The organism is Microbispora sp. H10670, assembly GCF_014161385.1.
GTDB classification, from domain to species: domain Bacteria; phylum Actinomycetota; class Actinomycetes; order Streptosporangiales; family Streptosporangiaceae; genus Microbispora; species Microbispora triticiradicis.
Window position 1 is genome coordinate 1 of record NZ_JABBWW010000033.1, and the last position, 24,229, is coordinate 24,229.

General features: G+C 70.8%; 20 protein-coding genes and 1 tRNA gene. 12 read left to right on the plus strand and 9 right to left on the minus strand.

The window, feature by feature from the left end; all coding sequences use genetic code 11:
• Positions 1-589: 589 nt before the first annotated feature.
• On the minus strand, positions 590-1,954 hold the full coding sequence (locus tag HHX33_RS30630) for a pentapeptide repeat-containing protein (RefSeq protein ID WP_182877634.1): 1,365 nt from the start codon (positions 1,952-1,954) through the stop codon (positions 590-592).
• 780 nt (positions 1,955-2,734) lie between these two features.
• On the opposite strand from HHX33_RS30630, the gene HHX33_RS30635 reads away from it, so the two are divergent.
• Positions 2,735-2,816, plus strand: a tRNA-Leu gene (locus HHX33_RS30635).
• A gap of 203 nt (positions 2,817-3,019) precedes the next feature.
• On the opposite strand, the gene HHX33_RS30640 is transcribed toward HHX33_RS30635, so the two are convergent.
• Positions 3,020-3,373, minus strand: a complete 354-nt coding sequence (locus HHX33_RS30640) for a hypothetical protein (RefSeq protein ID WP_220502385.1) — start codon at positions 3,371-3,373, stop codon at positions 3,020-3,022.
• Positions 3,374-3,499: 126 nt separating this feature from the next.
• On the opposite strand from HHX33_RS30640, the gene HHX33_RS37530 reads away from it, so the two are divergent.
• The 5 genes from HHX33_RS37530 (at position 3,500) to HHX33_RS30665 (ending at position 7,420) form a co-directional block, all read left to right on the plus strand.
• Complete coding sequence (locus HHX33_RS37530; protein WP_182877635.1) at positions 3,500-4,426, plus strand: Clp protease N-terminal domain-containing protein; 927 nt, start codon at positions 3,500-3,502, stop codon at positions 4,424-4,426.
• Positions 4,423-5,526 (plus strand): asparaginase, encoded by a 1,104-nt coding sequence (locus tag HHX33_RS30650; protein WP_310741595.1) that lies wholly within the window; start codon positions 4,423-4,425, stop codon positions 5,524-5,526. Before HHX33_RS37530 ends, HHX33_RS30650 begins: the two co-directional genes overlap by 4 nt.
• 183 nt (positions 5,527-5,709) lie before the next feature.
• Positions 5,710-6,495, plus strand: coding sequence for a Bax inhibitor-1/YccA family membrane protein (locus HHX33_RS30655; protein WP_182877636.1), 786 nt, complete (start codon positions 5,710-5,712; stop codon positions 6,493-6,495).
• Positions 6,496-6,727: 232 nt separating this feature from the next.
• Positions 6,728-6,946 (plus strand): DUF4287 domain-containing protein, encoded by a 219-nt coding sequence (locus HHX33_RS30660; RefSeq protein ID WP_117410461.1) that lies wholly within the window; start codon positions 6,728-6,730, stop codon positions 6,944-6,946.
• 63 nt (positions 6,947-7,009) lie between these two features.
• On the plus strand, positions 7,010-7,420 hold the full coding sequence (locus HHX33_RS30665) for a PPOX class F420-dependent oxidoreductase (RefSeq protein WP_182877637.1): 411 nt from the start codon (positions 7,010-7,012) through the stop codon (positions 7,418-7,420).
• A 50-nt stretch (positions 7,421-7,470) separates the two neighbouring features.
• On the opposite strand, the gene HHX33_RS30670 is transcribed toward HHX33_RS30665, so the two are convergent.
• The 3 genes from HHX33_RS30670 to HHX33_RS30680 all read right to left on the minus strand — a co-directional run bounded on the left by HHX33_RS30670 (position 7,471) and on the right by HHX33_RS30680 (position 11,129).
• Entirely contained in the window at positions 7,471-8,688 is a 1,218-nt protein-coding gene (locus HHX33_RS30670; protein WP_182877638.1) for an acetyl-CoA C-acetyltransferase, read from the minus strand.
• A gap of 96 nt (positions 8,689-8,784) precedes the next feature.
• Positions 8,785-10,146 (minus strand): PQQ-binding-like beta-propeller repeat protein, encoded by a 1,362-nt coding sequence (locus HHX33_RS30675; RefSeq protein ID WP_182877639.1) that lies wholly within the window; start codon positions 10,144-10,146, stop codon positions 8,785-8,787.
• Between the two features lie 47 nt (positions 10,147-10,193).
• The gene (locus tag HHX33_RS30680; protein WP_182877670.1) at positions 10,194-11,129 is read right to left on the minus strand and encodes an SGNH/GDSL hydrolase family protein; all 936 of its coding nucleotides are present in this window, start codon (positions 11,127-11,129) and stop codon (positions 10,194-10,196) included.
• A 178-nt stretch (positions 11,130-11,307) separates the two neighbouring features.
• Between HHX33_RS30680 and HHX33_RS30685 the strand changes: the two genes are divergently transcribed.
• Positions 11,308-12,678 carry a cystathionine beta-synthase gene (locus tag HHX33_RS30685; protein ID WP_182877671.1) on the plus strand — a complete coding sequence of 457 codons (1,371 nt, stop codon included), beginning with the start codon at positions 11,308-11,310 and terminating at the stop codon, positions 12,676-12,678.
• Between the two features lie 140 nt (positions 12,679-12,818).
• Positions 12,819-13,958 (plus strand): cystathionine gamma-synthase, encoded by a 1,140-nt coding sequence (locus tag HHX33_RS30690; protein WP_117410456.1) that lies wholly within the window; start codon positions 12,819-12,821, stop codon positions 13,956-13,958.
• Between the two features lie 61 nt (positions 13,959-14,019).
• Here the strand turns inward: HHX33_RS30690 and HHX33_RS30695 are convergent, their stop codons facing one another.
• Positions 14,020-15,276 carry an MFS transporter gene (locus tag HHX33_RS30695; protein WP_182877640.1) on the minus strand — a complete coding sequence of 419 codons (1,257 nt, stop codon included), beginning with the start codon at positions 15,274-15,276 and terminating at the stop codon, positions 14,020-14,022.
• Between the two features lie 52 nt (positions 15,277-15,328).
• Between HHX33_RS30695 and HHX33_RS36775 the strand changes: the two genes are divergently transcribed.
• On the plus strand, positions 15,329-16,204 hold the full coding sequence (locus HHX33_RS36775; RefSeq protein WP_310741597.1) for a CGNR zinc finger domain-containing protein: 876 nt from the start codon (positions 15,329-15,331) through the stop codon (positions 16,202-16,204).
• 10 nt (positions 16,205-16,214) lie between these two features.
• On the opposite strand, the gene HHX33_RS30705 is transcribed toward HHX33_RS36775, so the two are convergent.
• From HHX33_RS30705 to HHX33_RS30715, 3 genes are all read right to left on the minus strand, one after another.
• Positions 16,215-16,646 (minus strand): hypothetical protein, encoded by a 432-nt coding sequence (locus tag HHX33_RS30705; protein WP_117409295.1) that lies wholly within the window; start codon positions 16,644-16,646, stop codon positions 16,215-16,217.
• A gap of 461 nt (positions 16,647-17,107) precedes the next feature.
• Positions 17,108-19,078: a vWA domain-containing protein gene (locus HHX33_RS30710; RefSeq protein ID WP_182877641.1), complete on the minus strand. Its 1,971-nt coding sequence runs from the start codon at positions 19,076-19,078 to the stop codon at positions 17,108-17,110.
• Positions 19,075-20,484 (minus strand): sigma 54-interacting transcriptional regulator, encoded by a 1,410-nt coding sequence (locus HHX33_RS30715; RefSeq protein WP_310741598.1) that lies wholly within the window; start codon positions 20,482-20,484, stop codon positions 19,075-19,077. The genes HHX33_RS30710 and HHX33_RS30715 overlap by 4 nt, the downstream gene beginning before the upstream one ends.
• Positions 20,485-20,665: 181 nt before the next feature.
• Here HHX33_RS30715 and HHX33_RS30720 point away from each other — a divergent pair, with 181 nt between their 5' ends.
• From HHX33_RS30720 to ilvA, 3 genes are all read left to right on the plus strand, one after another.
• Complete coding sequence (locus tag HHX33_RS30720; protein ID WP_117409291.1) at positions 20,666-21,862, plus strand: FIST signal transduction protein; 1,197 nt, start codon at positions 20,666-20,668, stop codon at positions 21,860-21,862.
• Positions 21,859-22,899, plus strand: a complete 1,041-nt coding sequence (locus HHX33_RS30725; RefSeq protein ID WP_182877643.1) for an ROK family protein — start codon at positions 21,859-21,861, stop codon at positions 22,897-22,899. The genes HHX33_RS30720 and HHX33_RS30725 overlap by 4 nt, the downstream gene beginning before the upstream one ends.
• A 64-nt stretch (positions 22,900-22,963) precedes the next feature.
• On the plus strand, positions 22,964-24,226 hold the full coding sequence (gene ilvA, locus HHX33_RS30730; RefSeq protein ID WP_182877644.1) for a threonine ammonia-lyase: 1,263 nt from the start codon (positions 22,964-22,966) through the stop codon (positions 24,224-24,226).
• The last annotated feature ends 3 nt before the right edge of the window (positions 24,227-24,229 follow it).

Consider the following 24,229-nt stretch of genomic DNA (forward strand, 5'->3'; position numbering starts at 1 on the left):
ATCTTCACGTACAGTGCGGTGGCGAGGGTGTCCAGGTCTTTCGTCACAAATCGATCTTGGACACCCTCGCTTCATGTCCGCAGGCAGTTCGCGAACCTCAGCCCTTGGAATCAATCATCTAGTCGTCGAAGTAGCCGTGCTTCGCGCCAGCGAACGACAGCGCGCGCTCCTGGCTGGCGTTCACCCCGGTCATGCAGCATCTGAAGCCGATCAAGTGGCTTCGCATCGAAGGGGTCTGGGGTTCAAATCCCCCAAAGCCACCACGACGAACGCCTGTCAGGCGATCCACCTGATGGGCCTTTCTCCTGCTGAAGGAGCGGAGACCGCCCCGAACCCGGTTGGTTCCGCAGCCAGGAGGGGCGCGTGTAGCGGTGAGCGTGGTCGAGATCTGGCCGTGCATGAGCAGGTCGGCTACGTCAGTCGCTGCCTTTCATTGCTTGAGGAACGGTGACCGGTTGACGCGCAATGAGGCCCGGCTCGCGCCTCCGTTGCAGGCCCGCCCGTAGCTACGGCGGCGGCCCGACGGCGTACGAGGTGACCGGCTTAAGAAGAATTACCTGTCGCTGCCAGTGAAAGGCAGACAAAGAACTTACGCCTCGGGAGGGTCCTTGGGCTCCGGTTCAGCGTCGGGTGTGGATGGGCCATCCTGCAAGTCAACGTCGGTCGTGGGCACGCTGGACTCGGAGGGGACAAGAGAGGAGTAGTCCGAGCCTGCGGGCATCGATAGCTTCAGCTTGTTAGGCGCGGAATGGGTGGACGGTGGTCCATAGAAACGGCAGCCGAGAGTGTGAATGGAGTCATATTTAAGTCCATCTAACGTGGCCGAGGCGTGAAATTGGGCCTCATCGAATGAGACTTCAACGAAGATCGATCGCTTGAATCGGGTGGTGCCCGCAAAAATTGCCTTATCGAAAGTGGCCAGTCTTGCGTGGACATCAAGAAAGTAAGCTGAACTCATGAAGGTTGCGGAATCTAACCAGAGCTCTTCATGAAATTTCGATCTACTGAAGTCGGCGGCCTGATGAAAATCGGACCCGGAGAAATAAACGACGTCAAACGCTGAGGCTTCTTGGAACCAAAACTCACCTGCAACGACCAGATGCTTAAAGGTGGCTTCTTCATAGAATCTCGCCCAGTCATAGTCGGCCAGTGTGTAGAATTGTGAACCTGTGAAGCTTACCTCGCTGAAAAAGGCACTAGTGAAGCGGGCGTCGTCTTCGAATCTGACACCGTCAAAGTTGGCCATGATGTTGAATTTAGCGTTCGCGAAATTAGCATTCGCTGCGAACTGTGCGCCTTCAAATAGGGTAGCGCCATGAAACTCGGCATATTGAAAGTCGGCCTTTCGGATGCGGCAACCTCGAAAGTCTGCAGAAAGTAGTGTGGCATGGTTGAGATCTAGGTCGACATTCTTCCACTGGAGTACGTCACCTGCATCCACGTGCCCGAGATGGTTAGCCAATATGCGCTGCGCTGTTTTCCTGACTTCCATCTCTTGCCGACCTCTCCGGTACTCCTCCATTAAAGGAGCTGACACATCAGGATCGATATCTTGGCCATCGTCTAGATCCTTTGGTGACCGGGGAGATTCGAATGGCATTCGAAGGTATGCGCACAATACGTTTACGATAGTTTGGCGCTGATGTACATGGTCATCCGCCAGTCGTTCTAACGCATAAAGCGCAGCAAGTCGCACAGGTGCTTTATCGCTACCTAATTGTTCGACGGCCTTGCTGTACAGTTCGGTGACAGCAGATACCTCTTCCTGATGCTTCTGTGCTCGTTCGCTCAGCCATTGGCGGCGCATGGAGAGTAGAAGCGCTACGGCTCCGCCCGTCCCGGCCCCGACGGTTAGCCCTGTTCGAATTGCTTCGCTTCGGAGCTTAGCTAGTTCAAGATTGTTGTTTGTAACGACACTGGCTTCATTAAGAAGGATTGTAGTGCTGATCCACATAGAGGTCCCGATAAGTGCCAAACCAAGCACTACCATCCACCCGGGAAGGGTTCTAAGGGGCTTTCGATCTGTAGTCTTTGGTTGCCGCTTTCGAATTAGTATCACTATAGAAGCGACTAGTAATATCACTGCGATTGTGGCAGGAAATAACGATGCGTCGATTGTTGTAATATGGACCCAAAGCTTTTTCAGGAAAAGCTTCTGAATTATAGTGATTGTGGCGAGTAGAATGCCGAATGTGAACAGGGCGGTGACGAGTCCGTGTTGCCGAAGAGCGTGGAACTGGGCGCGTATCCTCTTTCGCATGGGGTTATCTTGTAGCAGCACAGCCTCTAGTTGAGGGCACGTGATCGAATCGTGCTGATGACAAGCGCGACGATGTCGGAGCTGGTTCGCCGCGTCTTCTACCGTGCCTGGCCCGAATGAGGCGATGCCACCATTCGCCTCTGCACGTCACCAGCCGTCCGTGTAGGCGTGCTCTGGTGGTCCGGGCTGGATGGCCATGTGAATCCTGTCGTACCTGCTGTGGGAAACCAGCTCTTAGACCACAGCCTCACAGGGGCAGGCGTACCCCAAATGACTGGCAAGCGGGCCACGAAGGAGCCGCGTGAACGGGGCCTCATCCGCAGCGTCCACGGCAAGGGCACCTACGTGCAGGCGCCGCCGACTACAAAGGCCGCCGCCACGGATGAGTGAGCCAGGCCTGAGAGGCCGGTAGCTGGGGCCTGTGCCCCATGCATGCCCAGGATGACCACAAGAGGCGCAGCGAAGAGCGGTTGTGCCAGCTCAAAGGGTACGCAGAGGCCGGGTAGAGGGACCCCTTAAAAGGGCTGTGGTGTGGGTTCGAGTCCCACCGGGGGCACTGTGTGCCGCCTCGCCCAACAAGCCCGTGACCTGCGGGAGCGCGCCCACGGGCCGATCGTGACCGTCCGGCCGACTTCGGCCGAATTCGAACGTCCACACAGAAGCCGTGCCCCTGGTGTGCCCGCGTCGGCGCGAACTCTTGAGCAGACAAATCCTCTGGGCCGGAATGCCGCTGACGAGGTATCCGCCCTTCCCCTGTAATCAGGTGGTCGCGGTGAACCAGACGGTTCCTTTCGGCAGTTCCTCTTCCAGCAGACCGAGGCGGAACGCCGGCCCCGCTTCAGACGGTCTCCACCCACGGACCAGGGCGGTGCGGATCGCCGAGGCCACAAGTGCCGGCCTCACTGTCGTCGACCTGCCCAGGGACCAGCCGCGCGGATGGACGCATGGCAGAGAGACCACGAGAACGCTGCCTGACCGCACACCGTGCTCCACCGCGAACGTCAAGGGGGTCCAGCCGTTCCCCTGGCTGTAGGTCGGCTTCTTGCGCACCGTCCAGCGGTACTGGGTCTCGCCGACCGTGATGGGCCGTGACCCCTTACTCGCTAGTGCCATCTCTCTCCGTCTTGATCGCCTGCCCCTCAGTGTGCGCTGTCAGCCCCGCTCGTGTCCAAGGCCGCTTCGGAAACGTCGGCGTTGCTCGGGGTGGACATGTAACCCCTGTGGGGGTACAAGGGGGTTATGCCGAAAATCAATGTGTATCTGCCCGATGATCTGGCGGAGGCGGTGAAGGAGGCCTCCCTGCCGGTGTCCGCGATCTGCCAGCGGGCACTGGAGCAGGCCGTACGGCGGGTGACGGCCATCCGGGAGAGCATCCTCGGTGATCTGGAGATCGACGATCCGCGGTTGTCGCACTTCACGCCGCGGACCCGCGCGGTCTTCCGGCTCGCGCTGGAGCGCGCCCGGGGTGAGGATGCCCCCGGAGTCGGTACCGAGCACCTGCTGGCGGCGATGCTGGCCGAGGGCACCAACCTGGCGCTGCACGTCCTGCGAGCGATGGAGATCGAGCCAGCGCTGGTCGAGCGCGACCTGGCGGCCCGCCACCCCGCCGTACGCTCCGAGGCCGGGCGAATCGGCCAGGCCGGCCAGGCCGGGGAGAGCGCGCCCGAGACGGGTGAGGAGCCCGCGCGGGAGGAGGACGGCGAACCGGCCGCCGGGCCCGGCCGATTCGACGCCCTGGCGGCCAACGCCCTGGAACTGGCCGTCGCCGAGGCCCAGTCGCTCGGGCACAACTACATCGGGTGCGAGCACCTGCTGCTCGGCCTGGCCGCCGAGCCGGAGGGGATCGCCGGGGAGGTGCTGCGGGCGCGGGGAGCCGAGCCCCGCCTCACCCGCCGTACGGTCGTCGCGGCGCTCGCCGGCTACGTCCACCTGCGGGCGCAGGCACAGGAAGCCGCAGGTTCCGTACAGGGCGGCTCGGGACAGGGCGGTGCGGGGCAACAGAGCGGTGGCACGGCGGCACAGGGCGATGGTGCGGCGCAGATCCGGGAAGCGGTCCAGATGGTGGCGGCCGTGGTCCGCCGGGAGATCGCGCCGCTCCTCGAACGCGTCGAACGTCTGGAGCGGCACGCCGGTGTCGCCGGATCGGCCGAGGACGAGACGCCGTGACCGCACGGGTGCTGCTGGTCGCCACAGGCGACGTCATGGCGTACGCCCGGCGGACCTCGCGGCCGGGACTGGCGACGGCGGACGACCTGCTGGCCGCCGTGTCCCGCGGCCTCGGCGCGGATCCCGGCGCGGACCCCGCTGCCGACCTCGTGGCCGGCAGCACCGGGGACCTCAGCGCGTACCTCGGTGCAGATCTCGGTGCGGATCTTGGCGCAGGCCCACGCCCGGATCTCGGTTCGGATCTCGGCCTGGAGGTCGTCACCGAGGACGTGCGGGCCGAGCCGAGCTGGGACACCTCGCCCGCCACGATGCTGTCGCTGGCCCGGCGGGTGCGTACGGCCCTGCTCGACGAGGGGTTCGACGGCGTGATCGTCACCCACGGGCTGGACACCGTCGAGGAGACCGCCTTCCTCACCGACCTCCTCGCGGGACCGGCCGCGCACCGGGGCGGCATCGTGTTCACCGGGGCCGTACGGCCGCTCGACGCGTTGTCGAGTGACGGGCCGCGCAACCTCGCGTCGTCCCTGGTCGCCGCGGCCGACCCCGCTCTGCGAGGAGTGGGCGCGGTGGTGTGCGCCGGGGACGAACTGCACGCGGCCCGCTGGGTGACCATGGCCGACGCGACGGCGGTGACGGCTCTTTCGTCCGCTCCCGCGCCGGTGCTCGGCCGGGTCGCGGACGGCGGGGTCGAGATGTGCGCCGCGCCGCCGCCCCGGCCTCCGGAGCAGGAGGGGGAGCCGGAGACGAACGTGGCACTGGTCAAGACCTACCCGGAGATGGATCCGGTGCTCCTCACGGCCGTCGTGGACGCCGGGGCCAGGGGGGTCGTGCTGGAGGGGACCGGCGCCGGGAACGTCCCCGTCGGGCTTTTCACGACGATCAGCGAACTGGCGGAGTGGGACATCCCGGTGGTGGTCGCCTCGCGGTGCCGCACCCGGCCGGTTCCCCTGGAGGCCCTGCCGCCCGGCTACGGGCTCGCGGCGAAGGTCGGCGCGATCGGAGCCCGAGGGCTCGCCCCGGTCAAGGCGCGGTACGCGCTGATGGCGGCGCTCGGCGGGGGAGGGCGCCAGGCCGTACGGGACTGGTTCGCCCGGCTCTGACCCAACCGGGAGTCCCGGCTTTTTTCCTTACCAGGTGGCGGGAACCCCACCGGGGGGCCGAACGTTGCCATTGTGGCGGGGTGGCGTTCCATGCGAGACACGTTCGAGGAACACCGCTCCCCGGGCATGTCCCCACTGGCCGCCCCAGCGGCTGATCGGCAAGTCGCGTCCTGGAGGAAGCGGATGGAGAGCAAGAACCCGATATTCAGTCGGCGCGGTCCGGCTGGTCAGCAGACGTGGACCGGCCCGACGCCCAGCGTGCACGAACTGAACGACATGTACGCCGCCCCCTCCTACGCTCCGCCGGCGGCGCGCGCCATGACGATGGACGACGTCGTGATGCGCGGCTTCATGACGCTCGGCACGCTCGTCGTCTCGGCCGCCCTGGCGTGGTACTTCAACGTCGGCTGGGGGCTCGCGGCACCCGCGATGATCGTGGGTCTGATCCTCGGGCTCATCGTGTCGTTCAAGCAGAGCACGAACCCGGCGCTGATCCTCGGCTACTCCCTCTGCTACGGCATCGCCATCGGCGTGCTGAGCCACATGTACGAGACGGTCTACAACGGCATCGTCCTGCAGGCCGTGCTCGGCACGATGGTCGCCTTCGGCGGCACGCTCGCGGTGTACGCGCTGAAGATCTTCCGGCCGACGCCGAAGTTCGCCAAGTTCGTGGTCGCCGCCGCGTTCGGGGCGATCGGCCTGATGCTGATCAACTGGATCGCGAGCATCTTCGTCAGCGGTGGCCTGGGGCTGCGTACCGACAGCCCGATCGGCTGGATCTTCAGCATCGGCATGATCCTGCTTGGCTGCTTCTTCCTGCTGCTCGACTTCAGCGAGATCGAGCAGGGGGTGCGGGCCGGCGTGCCGGAGCGCTACTCCTGGCTGATGGCGTTCGGCCTGACGCTGAGCCTCGTCTGGCTCTACCTGGAGATCCTCCGGTTCATCAGCTACTTCACGAACAACGACTAGCCGGTGCCCGCGGGACCTGCCGAAGGTCCACCGGGCACCTCCCGATCGCGGGGTGAGCAGGGCGCCGTTCCTCCCGGAGCGGCGCTCCTTTTTTGGTGCTATAGCAGGATTCGGTGATCGGTTCTGTAAGTTTGGATCAACATCCTGTAACAAAACGATGCCGTTGGGGGCTTGTCAAGCGCGGACCGGTGATGCACTGTGACACAAAGCAGCCTTTTCCGTGGAGGTGCCCATGTCGTTGAACCACTCACCGGAGACCCAGACCAAGCTGATCGCCCGCGTCCCGTCCATAACCGGGCGTGAACTCCCCGAGTGGTTCGAAGCCATCGACAACGGTCCGTCGTTCCTGCGCTGTGAGGAGCGGGCCAACTGGCTCGCCGACGAGCACGGGCTGAGTCACGGCTACGCCGCCGCGATCGTCCGCGAGCACGAGCGGCGTCGGCGCTTCTAGCGACCGGCCCGCACAAGCAGAAACGCGCCCGCACCGGTCAGGTGCGGGCGCATCATTGTCTTCATGGATCTCGACAAGGCGCGTGAGTTCGTCAGGAACAACCACCGAGCGGTCATGCTGACCTGGCATCCGGACGGACGCCCGCAGACCTCTCCGGTCACCGTCGGCTGTGACGAGGACGGCCACATCGTGGTCAGCAGCCGCGAGACCGCCGTGAAGACCCGCAACCTCCGCAACAACCCCCAGGTCGTGCTGACCGTGACGACCGACGCGTTCTTCGGCGCGTGGGTCCAGATCGAGGGCAAGGCGGAGGTCGTCCCGCTGCCCGAGGCGATGGAGCCGCTGATCCGGTACTACCGCGACATCAGCGGGGAGCACCCGGACTGGGACGACTACCGCGAGGCGATGGTCCGGGACAAGCGCGTGATCATCCGCATCGAGCCCACCCGCGCCGGTCCCGACCACCACGGCTGACCACCCCATGTGCCGCCCGCGCCGGGGCGGTCCCGGCGCGGGGGTCACGTTCAGGACAGCCGCTCCAGCACCATCGCCATGCCCTGGCCGCCGCCGACGCACATGGTCTCCAGGCCGATCGACCTGTCGTGGAACCGCAGGCTGTTGACCAGCGTGGAGGTGATGCGGGCGCCGGTCATGCCGAACGGGTGGCCCACTGCGATCGCCCCGCCGTTGACGTTGAGCCGGTCGATGTCGATGCCGAGCTCGCGGTAGGAGGGGATCACCTGGGCGGCGAACGCCTCGTTGATCTCGACCAGGTCCACGTCGTCGATCGACATGCCGGCCCGGGTGAGGGCCTGGCGCGACGCCTCGATCGGGCCGAGGCCCATGATCTCGGGGGACAGGCCCGTGACGCCGGTCGACACGATCCTGGCGAGCGGCGTGATGCCCAGCTGGGCCGCCTTGACGTCACTCATGACGATCACCGCGGCGGCGCCGTCGTTCAGCGGGCAGCAGTTGCCCGCCGTCACCGTGCCGTCCGGCCGGAAGACCGGCTTGAGCTGCGCGACCGCCTCGTACGTCGTGCCGGCCCTGGGGCCGTCGTCCTTGCTCACCACGGTGCCGTCGGGCAGCGTGACCGGCGTGATGTCGCCGTCCCAGAAGCCGTTGGCGATGGCCTTCTCCGCGAGGTTCTGCGACCGCACGCCGAACTCGTCCTGCTCGCGCCGCGAGACGCCCTTCAGGGCGGCCACGTTCTCGGCGGTCTGTCCCATGGCGAGGTAGATGTCGGGCAGCGCGCCGTCCGCACGCGGGTCGTGCCACACCGGGCCCCCGCCCTTCGCGGTCTCCTCCGTCCGGGCCTTGGCCTCGTCGAACAGCGGGTTCTGCGCGTCGGGCAGGTCCGAGCTGCCGTTCCCGAAGCGGGAGACGGTCTCGACGCCCGCCGAGACGAACACGTCGCCCTCGCCCGCCCTGATGGCGTGGAACGCCATCCGGGTCGTCTGGAGCGAGGAGGAGCAGTAGCGGGTCACGGTGGTTCCGGGCACGTTGTCCAGGCCGAGCAGCACCGACACCACCCGGCCCAGGTTGTGGCCCTGCTCGCCGCCCGGAAGGCCGCAGCCCAGCATGAGGTCGTCGATGTCGGCCGGGTCGAGCTGCGGCACCTTCGCCAGCGCGGCGCGGACCATCTGCACGGTCAGGTCGTCGGGACGGATGTCCTTGAGTGACCCCTTGAAGGCGCGGCCGATCGGCGACCGCGCGGTCGCCACGATGACTGCCTCGGGCATGTGACTCTCCTGCCTGAACTCGTGCCCCTCCACCCAGGGTTCGCGGGGCCTCCTTCCCGGAGGTTACCCCCCGGTACGCCGCCCGCCACGCCCCGCCTACCCGTACATGCCGGGGGCGGTGGTGGTGTGGTCGTTGACGGCGTGGAGGCCGCCCTTCTCGTCACGCCACAGGCGCCAGCCGTTCTGGCTGCCGGTGAACCAGGAGGGCGGCGCGGCGGAGGAGCTCTTGCGCCTGCCCGTGGCGAGGTCGAACTCGCACAGCGCCGCGATCGAGTAGAACCCGGGGATCATGCCGCGCAGCGGCAGCGGCTTGGGGTCGGTGACGCAGAACGACCACCCGCTCGCGCCGCTCACGGGTGTCGGCTCCCCGGTGCTGAGGTCGAAGACCGAGCCGGGGGCGTCGCGCTTGAGGAAGCCGAGCCGGTCCATGTCCCTGGGGAAGGCCAGCCACCAGCCCGACCCTGGCACCTGGGCGGGGGTGATCTGCCCCAGGACCCGCCCGCTCTCGGCGTCGAGCCGGGCGAACCCGCCGTACTGGCCCTGCTCGTCCACCGGCCGGACGATCGGCGCGTACGCGGGGTTGCCGCTGGGGTAGACGCGGACGACGGACGGCCGCATCCAGTCGACGGCCCCGTCGGTGAGGCGCGCCGAGAACAGGCCGAACGCCGAGGTCTGCTTGGTCTGCGGGTTGGTGTACGGCGCGACGTACCCGACGATCTTGTCGCCGGTCGCGCCGAAGGCCCAGCCCCCGCTCAGGTCGACGCCGGGGCCGAGGGCGTCCTCGATCGGCAACTGCCAGACGGCCTTGCCGTCCTTCAGCGTGCGCGCCTCCAGCACCGGATGCGAGGCCAGCCTGAGCAGCACCACCCTGGTCGGGTCGGACCACTCGACCTCGGCGATGCCGGGCAGGCGCCACATCAGCGCGCCGTCGCGCGGGTTCAGCACCACGACGCGGGCCGAGGCGAGCTCGGTGTCCTCGGAGACGCAGACGTACGGCCCGCAGCGCTGCGGCCCGAAGGTGGACCGCATCGGCCTGGTCCACTTCTGCCGCCCGGTGCGCCCGTCCCTGGCGACGAGGACGGCGTTCTTCCCGCCGGAGGGGTCGAGCGTGACCACCACGGCCTGGCCGACGCCGGTCTCGACGGTGGCGGGGGCCTGCACCCCCATCCCCGGCAGCCGTCCGACCATCGTCGCCGGGTGCGTCCACAGGCGGCGGCCGGTGGACAGGTCGAGGGCGACGGTCTCCAGCGTGCCGTCGGGCCGCATGGAGGTGGCGGCCGCGACGCCGCCTCCCGTGGTGGCCCGGCTGACCGCGTTCACCTGCGTGTTGTGCCAGGCCGGACGGTCCTTCGCGGCGTCGTCGCCGCCGGAGCAGCCGGTGAGGGCGGCGCCGGTCAGCAGGGCGCTCGCCGCGAGCGCCAGAGCGGGTCTCAGGTGGGCTGGCTGGGGCCGGATCATTTCGCTCCTACAGGGGGTGATGGCCCGGCCGCAGGAGGTGACCGGCTCTAGGCGTTCGGAAGCGGCCCGGGTCTCCGGCGGAGCAGCGTCGCCCACCGTCCATGGGGGCCGACCGCCCGGCCGGCGACACGGGTCGCGGTGACCTCGGTGCCGGGCTCCTCCACGGCCATTGCGGCCAAGAGGTGTTGCGATCCTTCGACGCGTACGGGTTCCGGCTCGGGCCACAACCCCAACGCGGTGCATACAGACGGTAGCACTGCGTACGCGGCCTGTAGGTAACCTCGGGCAGATGGATGAAAACGATCAGGTCCGAACATCTCGGCCGGGTTGGCCTCGAACTCGGGTCCGAGCAGGTCGGCGAACGCGACGGTCCGCCCGCCCGTCTCGACGACGGCGACCGTCTGGGCCGCGGCGAGCCGGCGCGACCAGCGCCGGGTGACCCAGCGCAGGGGCTGGGCGATCGGGCGCACGGTGCCGAGGTCGGGGCAGGTGCCCACGACCACCTCCGCTCCGGCCTCGCGCAGCCTGCCCACCGCCTCCCGCAGGTGCTGTACGGCCCGGGCCGGCGGGGTCGCCGTGGTCACGTCGTTGGCCCCCACGAAGATGATCGCGATCTCCGGGCGGGTCTCCAGCACGCGGTCCACCTGGCCGCCGAGGCAGGCGGAGGAGGCCCCCGACCGCCCGGCCACGGTGAGGCGCACCGGCCGCTCGGCCACCTCGGCGAGGCCGTACGCGATCAGTACGCCGGGGGTCTCCTCGGGGCGGGTCATGCCGAGACCGACCGAGGTCGAGTCGCCGAGCACGGCCATCCGGATCGGCTCCCCGGGATAGGCGCCGTACAGGCCGTCGGCGTCGGGGCCGGCGAGGCCGTGCGGCTGTCCCACGATGCGGCGGGCGACGGCGGCCTCGGCGAAGAGCAGGCCGTACGTGATCGCTCCCAGGGCGGTGAGGCCGCCCCCGCCCAGGGCGGCGGCGGTCGCCATGCGCCGCGCGGCCCGCGTCGCGCCGGATGTCGGAATCACCGGCCCTCACCCTCACGGTACGGTGTGGAACCTGACGGTACGGTTTGAAAGTAGGAGACACGCCGAGGTCCGGCCACCCCTACGGACCCCCGGCGTGAAGACGGCCGACAGGCCTCGGGCGGACAAGGTGGTCCTCGCGGTGCGCGTACACGACTCGCTGATCGAGCTGATGGGGAACACCCCGCTCGTCCGGTTGCGCAAGGTCACGGCGGGCGCGCCCGCCCAGGTGCTGGCCAAGGTGGAGTACTTCAACCCCGGCGGCTCGGTGAAGGACCGCATCGCGGTGCGGATGATCGAGGCGGCCGAACGGAGCGGCGCGCTCAAGCCCGGCGGCACGATCGTCGAGCCGACCTCCGGCAACACCGGCGTGGGCCTGGCCATCGTGGCGCAGGAGAAGGGCTACCGCTGCCTGTTCGTCTGCCCGGACAAGGTCGCCCAGGACAAGGTCAACGTGCTCCGGGCGTACGGCGCGGAGGTGGTCGTCTGCCCGACCGCCGTCTCGCCGGACCACCCCGACTCGTACTACTCGGTGTCGGACCGGCTGGCCCGCGAGGTCCCGAACGCCTGGAAGCCCGACCAGTACTCCAACCCCGGGAACCCGGAGAGCCACTACCTCTCCACCGGCCCGGAGATCTGGGAGCAGACCGAGGGCAGGATCACCCACTTCGTCGCCGGCATCGGCACCGGGGGGACCATCAGTGGGACGGGTAGGTACCTGAAGGAGATCTCCGACGGCCGGGTGAAGATCATCGGTGCCGATCCGGTGGGGTCGGTCTACTCGGGCGGCACCGGCCGGCCGTACCTGGTCGAGGGCGTCGGCGAGGACATCTGGCCCGCGACCTACGACACCACGATCTGCGACGAGATCATCGCGGTCTCCGACAAGGACTCGTTCGGCATGACCCGCAGGCTCGCCCGGGAGGAGGCGCTGCTCGTCGGCGGCTCGTGCGGCATGGCGGTGGTCGCGGCGGTGCGGGTGGCCCAGGCGGCCGGGCCGGACGACGTCGTGGTCGTGCTGCTGCCGGACGGCGGCCGCGGCTACCTGTCGAAGATCTTCAACGACGAGTGGATGGCGGACTACGGCTTCCTCACCGAGACGAGCGAGGAGGGCCTGGTCGGCGACGTGCTGGGCCGCAAGTCGTCCGGGCTGCCCGAGTTCGTGCACGTCCATCCGCACGAGTCGGTCGGCACCGCGATCTCGATCATGCGGGAGTACAACGTCTCCCAGCTCCCGGTCATGAAGGAGGAGCCGCCGGTCATGGCGGCGGAGGTCGTCGGCTCGATCGTCGAACGCGACCTGCTGGACGGCCTGTACCGCGGCCGGGTGCGGTCGGAGGACGAGATCGGCGGCCACATGTCCGCGCCGCTGCCGATGATCGGTTACGGCGAGCCGGTGGCCCGCGCGGTCGAGGCGCTGGAGAAGGCCGACGCCGCCGTGGTCCTCGACGACGGCAAGCCGGTGGGCATGGTCACCCGTCAGGACCTGCTGGCCTTCCTCGCCAACCACTGAGCCAACCACTGAGCCAACCACTGAGCCAACCACTGAGCCGACCAGCGGGCCGGCCACCGGGCCGGCCCCTCGGCCGTCTGTGAGCCGGCCACTGACGCGCCCGCCGGGACCAGGCGGGACGGGCGGCTACGCTCGACCTCATGAACCATGGTTTCGAGACCCTCGCCATCCACGCGGGCCAGGAGGCCGACCCCTACACGGGTGCCGTCGTGCCTCCCATATATGCCGTTTCCACCTACAAGCAGGACGGCGTGGGGGGCCTGCGGGCGGGATACGAGTACAGCCGGTCGGCCAACCCCACCAGGACCGCCCTGGAGGAGGCGCTGGCCGCCGTCGAGGGAGGCGTGCGCGGGCTGGCCTTCGCGTCGGGCCTGGCCGCGGAGGACACGCTGCTGCGCGCCGTCTGCAAGCCGGGCGACCACGTGGTGATCCCGGACGACGCGTACGGCGGGACCTACCGGCTGTTCGCCCGGGTGCTGGAGGAGTGGGGGGTCACCTTCGACCCGGTGCCGCTCGGAGACGTGGACGCGGTGCGCGCCGCCGTACAGCCGCGGACGCGGGCGATCTGGGTGGAGACCCCCACGAACCCCCTGCTGAACGTCGCGGACATCGCCGCGCTGGCGAACGTCGCGCACGACGCGGGCGCGCTGCTCGTCGTGGACAACACCTTCGCCTCGCCGTACCTGCAGCAGCCGCTCGGCCTGGGCGCGGACGTGGTGGTCCACTCGACGACCAAGTACGTCGGCGGCCACTCCGACGTGGTCGGCGGGGCGCTGGTGACCCGGTCGGCGGACCTCGGCGAGCGGCTCGCCTACCACCAGAACGCCATGGGCGCCGTGGCCGGGCCGTTCGACGCCTGGCTCACCCTGCGCGGGCTCAAGACGCTGGGCATCCGCATGGACCGGCACTGCGACAACGCCGAGCGGGTGGCCGACCTGCTGCTGTCGCACCCGAAGGTCGTCCAGGTCCTCTACCCCGGCCTGCCCGAGCACCCGGGTCACGAGGTCGCGGCCAAGCAGATGCGGCGTTTCGGCGGGATGGTGTCCTTCCGGGTCGAGGGTGGCGAGGAGGCGGCCGTCGCGGTCTGCGACCGGGCCCGCCTGTTCACGCTCGGGGAGTCCCTCGGCGGCGTCGAGTCGCTGATCGAGCACCCCGGGCGGATGACCCACGCCTCCGCCGCGGGGTCGCCGCTGGAGGTTCCCGCCGACCTGGTGCGCCTGTCGGTCGGCATCGAGAGCATCGACGACCTGCTCGCGGACCTCTCCCAAGCCCTGGGCTGAGTCCTGCCGCACGTGGCCCACGGCGCCTCGCAGCGTCGTCGCCCCATCCACGCCGATTCCTCTAGGCGGAGGTGTGGCAGGAGGTCCGCCCGGCCGGTTTCGCCGACCGGATCCGGCGGCCCGGCGCCCGCCCGCGTGCCGATCGCGCGCCCGTCGCCGCCCAGGGCTCGCCGAGCAGCGCGGCGAGCGCGACGGCGGCCAGGACCGACCCGGCGAGGGTCACGCTGTGGACGCCGGGCCCCTCGATCAACGCGCCGCCGAGCATCGACCCGCCGGCGATCCCGACGTTGAACGCCGAACTCGTCCCCGCGGAGGCGAGGTCGGTGCCGCCGGGGGCGATCTGGAGCGTACGGTTCTGGATCGCGGCGGCGAGGGCGCTGAAGGCCATGCCCGCCAGGCAGAGGCAGACGACGGTCGCGGCCTTGACGGCGCCGAAGGCGTGGAGGCCGAGCAACGCGCAGGTGATCACGGCGAGCGGCGTCAGCAGCGCGCCCCTGGGGCTCCGGTCGAGCGCCCGGCCCACCAGCACGGTGCCGGTGACCCCGGCCACCCCGCCCGCGAGCAGCAGCGGGCTCAGCGAGCCCGGCGCGAAACCCCCCACTTCCAGCAGGTACGGCGTGATGTACGTGTACGCCGTGAAAAAGCCGGTCACGCCGACGACGGTGGCGACGACGAGGGTCACGTACCGCCCGAGGTCGGGCGCGGGGGCGCGGCTCGCCTGCCCGCCGTCCTCGCCTCCCGGCCCGGCGGCGGCCGGGGGCAGGAGCGTGGCCACCGCGACGCAGGTGACGAGCCCGAGGACCGCGAGCGCCGCGAGCGCCACCCGCCAGCCCGCCTGCTGCCCGAGCCACGTCCCGGCGGGGACGCCGAGGACGGGCGCGAGCGCGTTGCCGATCGCCATCCGGGCGACCACGCGTCCGCGTACTGCAGGGGGGAACATCGCGGTGGCCGTCGGGGCGACGACCGACCAGAAGAGCGCCTGGGTCAGCGCGATCAGCAGCCGCCCCCCGAGCAGGACCGGGTAGCCGGGCGCGACGGCGGTGAGCAGGGAGCCCAGCACGAGCACCGCCAGGGTGGCGGTGAGCAGGGCGCGCCGGGGCACCCGCCACGTGAGCCGGGTGAGCGGCAGCGACGCCAGCACCACGACGGCGGCGTATCCGGTGACGAGGAACCCGGTCTCGGACGGGGATCTGCGCAGATCGTGCGCGATCACGGTGAGCAGCCCGATCGGCAGGACCTCCGTGGTGACGTAGGCGAAACAGGCCACGGAGAGGGCGGCGAGCGCCCACTTCTCCCGGCGTCCCGGTAAGGGCGTCATGTGTCCTCCATCTGCTACCGGTAAAACTCTATTTACTGGTAGCATGACATGCGTGACTGAGGCCCACAACGGTGATCCGCGCATCGTCGGCGGACATCTCGCGCTCGACCTGGTCAACACGGTGGCGCCCCGGGTGCCCGGCGGGTCCGAGCATCACGAGTACCTGCCCGGCCCCGCCGCCCTGCTGGCGTGGGCGGAGCGCGCGGGAGTCGCCGGCGCCGAGGAGGCGCGGGCGGTGGCGGCCGCCTGGTCGGCCGTCCCCTCGTCCGCCGCCCAGGCGTGGCACGCCGCCCTGGAGATCCGGGAGTCCGTCTACACCGTGCTGGCGGCCGGCCTGCCGGCGGCCGGGACACCGGGGATCGGGGCGCCGGGAATCGGGGCGCCGACGGCCGGCATACCGGCGGCTGGGGTGCCGGCGGCGTCTTCGCCGGAAGCGGCCCCCGGAAGCCGTCCGAGCGCGGAATCCGAGGTCGTCGCGGCGCTGGAACGGCTCGGGCTGCGGTGGGCGGGCGCCGCGGCGCGCTCGGCGCTCGTCCCCGGCACGGCCCCGCTTGTCCCCGGGAGCGCTCCGCCCGTTCCCGAGAGCGCCCTGCCTGTCCCCGACACCGCCCCGCTTGTCCCCGGGAGCGCCCCGTCTGCTCCCGAGGCCGCCCCGGGTCGGGTGGTCCACCTGTTGGTGGGCACCAGCCCCGCCCTCCTGGTGCCGGACCGGCTCGCCCACGCGGCCGTGGAGTTCCTGTCCACGGCCGACCTGCGGCGGCTGCGGGTGTGCCCCCTGGCGGAGGGCGGGTGTGGCTGGCTGTTCCTCGACCACAGCCGCAACGGCTCGCGCCGCTGGTGCGCGATGGCCGACTGCGGGTCGCAGGCCAAGGCCCGGCGTCTCACGGAGAGACGCCGGGCCAGGCGTGCTACCGGTGTATCAGGCTAGACCGGTAGCGTCAGGGGTTGAAGAAGACCATCAGGAAGAGGATGACGAGCCAGATCAACGCGCTGATCCCGCCGAGCGCGGCGATCCGCCCGGTCTGCACCTTGGCGTCGTCCGCCGGCGACTCGGTGGACAGCGCCTCGATCGCCGTGCGCTGGTCCCGCTCGACGATCACCAGCAGGACGGCCGCCACCACGAACAGCGTCATCGACACCGACAGGTACGGGGCGCCGAGGGCGCTGCGGCCCAGCAGCAGGCCGAACAGGAACACCCCGATCGTGAGCAGCCCGAACAGCCGGGTCGAACGGTGCAGATAGCGCAGCACACCGATCTCCCGGGCCCTGATGTAGCGCGGCGTGACGCTCGTGACCGCCGTCAGCGGGCCGAGCGCGAAGATCGCGAATCCTATGTGCAGCCACAGCAGCAGATGGTCGAGAGGCGACATGGGGCAGAGGCTATCGCGTCGGTTCCGTACCGCACCCATCGCGGCACGAAGCGCGGCGCCGTGGACAGGGCGTGCCGGGCCGCGCGTCCCGGCACCCGGCCTCATTTCCGGCGGCGCGGGCGGTTGTGGACCGACATCTCGTAGAGGACTCCGGTGAGGATCATCAGGACGACGAGGCCGACTGCTGCGAACATGGGAGCGCTCCTTCCACCGGCGTGTGGAACGACCAGCGCGAACACGGGGAGTGTCTGTCTATCGTCCGCCGATTGCAGCCCGGTCGGCAATGGATTATCGATCCCGCCGGCGACGGTCCCCGGACTCCGGGCCCACGATCGGATCGTGCCGCCTGTCCGTACGCCTCCGTCCGCACGTGCGGCGCGCCGGTGCGGGGCCGTCCCCCGTGACGCCCCTGTCCCACCAGGGTGCCACGCGCGGGCCCGTCGCACCCCGTCCGGGGCCGCTCAGCGGGTGCGGCGGGCGCGCAGGAAGTCGCTGACGACGTACTCGCCGAGCCGGTCGGCGCTGGCGGAGAAGACCCGGCCGCCGTTGCGCCTGGCCACCTCGTTGACGAACTCGCGCAGCCGGTCGTCGGCGGCCAGCATGAAGACGTTCAGCGTCGCGCGGCGCCGGGTCATCTTGTCCACCTCGGCGAGCGTGAGCGTCAGCGTCTCCTGCGAGGGCGGCCACTCGAACCGGGGCGCGCCGTTCCGCATCAGGTGCGCCGTGGGCTCACCGTCGGTCACCACGAGCACCACCGGCTCGAAGTCGGGGTGCCGGTCCAGGTGGCGGCCCGCGATCAGCAGCGCGTGGTGCAGGTTGGTGCCCTGCACCATGTCCCATTCGAGCCCGGCGAGTTCGTCCGGACGCAGCACCCGCGCGTAGTTCGAGAAGCCGATGATCTGCACCGCGTCCTGGGGGAACTTCGAGGCCACCAACGCCTGGAGCGCCAGCGCGGTCTGCTTGGCCGCCGCCCAGGTGCCGCGCAGGGCCATCGAGTACGACAGGTCGACCAGCAGGCACACGGCCGCCGCCGAGCGCCGCTCAGTCTCCACCACCTCGAAGTCGTCCACCGACAGGGCCACCGGGGCGCCCCCGCCCCGCCGTACGCCGTTGACGACGGTCCGTACGACGTCGATCGGCTGCTCGTCGCCGAAGCGCCACTGCCGGGTCGATCCGGTGGGCTCCCCGGCCGTCCCGGCGTCGCGCTGGTCGTGGTCGCCGCGCCGGCCGGATTCGAGCGAGGAGAACACGCGGCGCAGGGCGGTCTCGCCGAGCCGCCGTACGGCCTTGGGGGTGAGCTCCAGCTTGCCGCGGTTGCGCCGCAGGTAGCCCTGGGCCTCCAGCTCGCGCTCGACCTGGCGCAGGGACTCCAGGTCGTCCACCGCCGAACGGCCGAGGGCCCGGCGTACGGCCTCCTCGTCGATGTCGTCGAGCCGGGCGCCGGGGTAGTCCTGCCGGAGGGCGGACTCCAGGTCGCCGAGGTCGGCCAGTTCCTGCAGGGCGGTCACGGCGTCGCCCATCTCCATCGGCCGCTCGCCCGACACGCGTTCGGGAGCGCCCCAGGCGAGGTCGGGGCGGCGGGCGTGGAGGGCCTCGCCGAGCCGGCTCATCTGCTCGGCCAGGCCCGCCTGCTCCAGCGTGTGGTTGATCAGCCCGGCCAGCTCCTCGCGCTGCTCGGGGGTGAGCGAGGCCAGCAGCCGCTGGGCGGCGGCGGCGCGGCGGGCCAGCTGGTCGACCAGCTCCTCCAGGTTCCGCGGATTCTCGGGGTACATGTCCCCGTATTTCTGCATGAACCGGTCGAAGTCATCCTGGGTGTGCTCGCCCCGGGCGTCCCGGTCGAGCATGTCGTTGAGATCCGACATCATCTGCCGGACCCGTTCCATCGCCGTCGGATCGGGGTTGGCCAGAGCCTCCCGCATGCCGCGGAACCGGCTGTCGAGGACCTCCCTGCGCAGCAGGTCGCGCAGCTCCTCGAACGTCTGCCGAGCGGCGGCCGACCGCCAGTCGTAGCCGGCGAGCTCCTGCACGGCGCGGGCGGTGTCGGAGGGCAGCGTGTCCAGCATCGCCTCCCGGAACCGGGCGTCGTCCAGAGCCTCTCCGGCCTCTCCCGAGCCCTCGGACTCCCGCTGGAGCTCCGCCCGCTCCTGGCCGATCGCCTTGTCGAGCAGGGCGCGGGCCCGCTCCAGCGTCCCGTCGAGCCGGGTGCCGTCCCTCAGCTCCCGGCGGCGGCGCCGCACCTGGCGGAGCAGATCCTCCAGGCCCCGGCGCCCGGGCGCGCCGGGCAGCCCCCGGCGCAGCAGGTCGCGCAGCGCGTCGAGCGGCGTCGAGCCGGACAGGACGGCGTCGCCCATCTCGTCCAGGGCCGCGCGCACGTCGTACGGCGGAGCCAGCGGATCCGGCCCGTCGTGGTACTCCCGGTAGAAGTAGCTCACGTGCGGTACACCGTGCCGCCGTCGGTCTCGTCCTTGGACAGTCTGCGCATCAGGTAGAGCCCCTCCAGGGCGAACTCCAGCGCCGCGGCGGCGTGACCGGGCGACTCGTCGCCCTCGCCCATGCCGAGCCTGGTCATCATCTTCGACAGCCCTTCGACGCGGCCGATGCGGCGCAGCAGTTCGGGGGCGGGCACCAGATCGCCCGACTCGACCCGCGCGCCCTCGCCGAACCGGTCCAGCAGCGGCGTGAGGTCGGCCCCGCCGAGAGTGCCGCGGAAGGTCTCCGCGGTCGCGCGGCGCAGCAGGTGGGAGAGCACGTCGACCTCCCGCCCCTCCTCGCTGACCTCGAACTCCACCTTGCCGCGCAGCGTGTGGACCACGCCGGGCAGGTCGCACACCCGCGTGACCGGCCGTTCCTCCCCGGTCAGCGCGGCCCGCCGTACGGCGGAGGCGGCGGCGGTCTCGGCCGCGGCGATCGAGAACCGCGCCGACACGCCGGAGCGGGAGTCGACGGCGGTCGACTCGCGGACGAGGCGGGTGAACCTGGCGATCACCTCCACGAGGTGGTCGGGCAGGTCGGCGCCGAGCTCGTCGAGGTCGGCCTCCTGGCGGATCAGGACCAGCTCGTCCTCGATCGTCTGGGGGTAGTGCGTGCGGATCTCCGCGCCGAAGCGGTCCTTCAGCGGCGTGATGATCCGGCCGCGGTTGGTGTAGTCCTCGGGGTTGGCGCTGGCGACGAGCAGGACGTCCAGGGGGAGGCGGAGGTTGTAGCCGCGGACCTGGATGTCGCGCTCCTCCAGCACGTTCAGCAGCGCCACCTGGATGCGCTCGGCCAGGTCGGGCAGCTCGTTGACGGAGAAGACACCTCTGTTGGTGCGGGGGACCAGGCCGTAGTGCACCGTCTCGGGGTCACCGAGCGTGCGGCCCTCGGCGATCTTGATGGGGTCCACGTCGCCGATCAGGTCGCCGACGGAGGTGTCGGGGGTGGCCAGCTTCTCGCCGTACCGGTCCTCGCGGTGCTTCCACGCGACCGGCAGGTCGTCGCCGTGGGCGGCGGCCAGCCGGCGGCACCGCACGCAGACCGGCGCGTACGGGTGGTCGTTGATCTCACAGCCCTTGACCACGGGCGACCACTCGTCGAGCAGGCCGGTGATGGTGCGGATCAGCCGGGTCTTGCCCTGGCCGCGCTCACCGAGGAGCACGAGGTCGTGCCCGGCGATCAGCGCCCTCTCCAGGTGCGGCAGGACGGTCTCGTCGAAGCCGACGATGCCGGGGAACCGGGGCTCGCCGGCACGCAGCCTGGCCAGCAGGTTCTCCCTGATCTCGGCCTTGACCGTCCGGTATCGATGTCCACTCTCGCGCAGTTCACGCAGAGTGCTGGGGGCAGGCGTGGGCGATTTGTGCACGGAGTCGAGCCTACGTCCCCGCCCGGTGATCCGGCAGCAGGGTCGCGTCATCCGGGCCGCGCGATCGGGCCGTACGAGCGCGATTCGCCGGGCGTACCGCGCGTTGACCTCCGTTCAGTGGGGAGAATCGTGGAAACGACCGGCCGATGAGAAGCGGTCGCGCGAAAGAGAGGGCGAGACGATGGCGGTATTGACGAGCCGCTTCGCCGACGGTCTCGCCGTGGGCGCCAACCTGGAGGAGGCGGCCGAGACCGCCGTACGCCAGGCGTTGGCCGGCCTGTCGGGTCCGCCGGACCTGGTCTGTTTCTTCGTCTGCGGAGACGACCCCGACGACGTGGCCCGGGCGGGGCAGCGGGCGATGTCCGTCGCGTCCGGGGCCGACGTGATCGGGTGCAGCGCGACGGGCGTGATCGGCCACGGCCAGGGCGTGGAGCTCGCCCCGGCGGTCAGCGCGTGGGCCGCGTCCCTCGACGGGGCCAGGATCGACGCGTTCGCGCTGGAGACGCTGCGGACCGAGGACAGGTTCGTGGTCGTGGGGCTGCCCGAGCGGATCCCGGACGACCGGGTGGCGATCCTCCTGGCCGATCCCTACAGCTTCCCGACGGACGCCTTCGTCGAGCACTCCGACGAGGTGCTGGACGGTCTGCCGATCGTCGGCGGCCTGGCCAACGGACTCCAGGGCCGCGGCTCCGTCCGGCTGTTCGCCAACGGCGAGGTGCACGAGTCGGGCGCCATCGGGGTGGTCATCGGTGGCGAGGTGAACGTGAGCACGGTGGTGAGCCAGGGCTGCCGGCCGATAGGCCCGACCATGGTCGTCACCCGCGCCGAGGACAACGTGCTGCTCGAACTCGCCGGGCAGCCCGCCCTCGCCCGTCTTGAGGACATCGTGAGCGATCTCGACGAGGAGGACCGCGAACTCGTCGCCGCCGGCTTACAGATCGGCGTCGCCATGGACGAGTACGCCGAGCGCCACGAGCGGGGCGACTTCCTGATCCGGGGGGTCATCGGAATCGACCCCGAGCGGGAGGCGGTCGCCATCGGCGACGTGGTCGAGATCGGCAGGACCGTGCGGTTCCAGGTCAGGGACGCCGACGCGGCCGACGAGGACCTCTACGAACTGCTCGACGCCCATCTGCGCGACACCGGCAGGGCCGACGGCGCGCTGCTGTTCTCCTGCAACGGCCGCGGCTCCGGGATGTTCGACTCGGCCGACCACGACGCGCTGGCCGTACGCGAGACGCTGGGGCCGATCGGGGTCGCGGGGTTCTTCGCGGCCGGAGAGGTCGGGCCGGTCGCGGGGCACAACCACGTCCACGGGTTCACCGCCTCGCTGCTCGTCTTCTCCTCCGGCCCGTCCGGCGCGGGGAAGGGCGCGTGAGCGATCTCACCCTGGCCGTCGACATCGGCGGCACGAAGTTCGCGGCCGGGCTGGTGGAGCCGGGCGGGCGGGTCGTGGCCGCGCAGCGGTCCGCGACGCCCCGGGGCGGCGACGCGGAGGCCCTGTGGGAGACCCTGACCGGCCTGCTCGACCGGCTGGAACCGCCCCCGGGTGTCGCGGGCGTGGGGATCGGCTGCGGCGGCCCGATGACCTGGCCCGCCGGGGAGGTCTCCCCGCTCAACATGGGCGGCTGGCGCGGCTTCCCGCTGCGTGAGCGGCTCGCCGCCCGGTTCCCCGGCATACCGGTCCGCATCCACAACGACGCGATCTGCCTGGCCGTGGCCGAGCACTGGCGCGGCGCGGGGCGGGGGAGCGCGGCCATGCTCGGCATGGTCGTGTCGACCGGCGTCGGCGGCGGCCTGATCCTCGGCGGCAGGCTCATCGACGGCGGGACGGGCAACGCCGGTCATATCGGCCACGTCGTGGTCGACCCCGGGGGACCGCCGTGCGGCTGCGGCGGCAACGGCTGCCTGGAGGCGATCGCCCGGGGTCCCGGGCTCGCCGCCTGGGCGCTCGCGCAGGGCTGGTCACCCGGCCGCGCCGGGTCGTCCCAGGAGCCGGGCAGGGCTTCGGAGCCGGGCGGGGAGTCCTTCCGGCAGGACGGGGAGCCGTCCGGGCAGGGCGGGGAGCTCTACCGGGAGGAGGGGACGGCCACCGCGCGGCGCCTGGCCGCCGACGCGGTGGCGGGCGACCCGATCGCGCTGGCCGCGATGACGCGGGCCGGGCGGGCCCTCGGCGTCGCCATCGCCTCGGCCGTCAACCTCTGCGACCTCGATCTCGTGACCGTCGGCGGCGGGCTCAGCCAGGCCGGCGACCTGCTCTTCGGGCCGCTGGAGGAGGCGCTGCGCGAGCACACCCGGATGGGGTTCGCCGGGCGGGTGCGGGTCGTGCCCGCCGCGCTCGGCCAGGACGCCGGCCTCGTCGGCGCCGCCGCCCTGGTGATCGCGGGCGACCGGTACTGGTCACCCGGGCCGTGACGACGCGTTCCGCCCGCGCCCTCTCCGCACGCCGCCTCCCCCCGGAACCTGTGATGATGGGCGCATGGCTGTCCCACAGGTGACGTACGACGACGTCGTCGCCGCGCGCGAGATGCTGTCCGAGGTGGCGGCGCCGACGCCGGTGCTGCACTCGCGGGTGCTGTCCGAGACCGTCGGCGGCCCGGTCCACCTCAAGTGCGAGAACCTGCAGCGGGCCGGGTCGTTCAAGATCCGCGGCGCGTACGTGCGCATCGCGCGGCTGACCGCGGAGGAGCGGGCCCGGGGGGTGGTCGCGGCCAGCGCGGGCAACCACGCGCAGGGGGTGGCGCTCGCCTCGTCCCTGCTCGGGGCCAAGTCGGCCGTCTACATGCCCGAGGGCGCGCCGCTGCCGAAGGTGGAGGCCACCCGGGCGTACGGCGCGGACGTGGTGTTCGCCGGGCACACCGTGGACGAGGCCCTCCGGGCGGCCAGGGAGCACGCGGAGCGCACCGGGGCGGTGTTCATCCACCCGTTCGACCACCCCGACGTCGTCGCCGGGCAGGGCACGGTCGGCCTGGAGGTCCTGGAGCAGCTCCCCGGCACGGCCACGATCGTGCTGCCGATCGGCGGCGGCGGCCTGGCGGCGGGCGTCGCGCTCGCGGTGAAGTCCCAGCGTCCGGGGATCAAGGTGGTGGGGGTGCAGGCGGAGCGGGCCGCCGCCTATCCCGACTCGCTGGCCGCGGGCCACCCGATCACGGTCGTGCCGACGTCCACGATGGCCGACGGCATCGCGGTCGGGCAGCCGGGCGACCTGCCGTTCGAACTGATCCACTACCTCGTCGACAGCGTCGTGACCGTCTCGGAGGAGTCGCTGTCACGGGCCCTGCTGCTCTGCCTCGAACGCTCGAAGCTGCTGGTGGAACCGGCCGGCGTGGCGGGGGTGGCCGCGCTGCTCGACCACCCCGAGGCGTTCGAGCCGCCGGTGGTCGCCGTGCTGTCCGGCGGGAACATCGACCCGCTGCTGCTGGCGCGGGTGCTGCGGCACGGCCTGGCGGCGGCCGGCCGCTACCTCGCCTTCCGCATCCGGCTGACCGACCGGCCCGGCGCGCTCGCCGTGCTGCTGGCCAGGCTGGCGGACCTCGGCGCCAACGTGCTCGACGTGGTCCACGAGCGGTTCGGCTCCCGGCTGCACCTCGACGAGGCCGAGGTCCTGCTGCAACTGGAGACCCGGGGGCCCGCGCACGGCGACGAGGTGATCGGCGCGCTGCGGCGGCACGGCTACCGGATCGACGCGGAGTACGGCCTCCAGGTGGGCGGCGAGGGCGTCGTCGCGGCCCTCAGGCCCTGACCC